This is a genomic window from Polaribacter sp. 2305UL8-11 (assembly GCF_058147165.1).
Window position 1 is genome coordinate 1 of sequence record NZ_JBYVJW010000140.1, and the last position, 230, is coordinate 230.

Annotated in this window: 1 pseudogene; it reads right to left on the reverse strand. The window is 35.2% G+C overall.

From position 1 onward, the window contains the following. Positions 1–230 (reverse strand): annotated as a pseudogene (locus ACY2RW_RS16495) (methylenetetrahydrofolate reductase [NAD(P)H]); the annotation flags it as partial.

Below are 230 nucleotides of genomic sequence, written 5' to 3' on the forward strand. Positions count from 1 at the left end.
CAAAACGTACTCTGTTTCCTCTTTTGTAAAACCTCCACCCAACACATGTGGCACAGTATCTACGTCATATTTGTGCTTAATGGCTGCACAAATTCCAACAGTTCCTGGGCGCATTCTGGTTATTTTTCTATCTAACAAACCATTGCCTTTATCTATATAAACATATTCTTATCTGGAAGTTGTAACATCTATAAAAGGTGGTTTAAACTCCATTAAAGGATCTATATTAT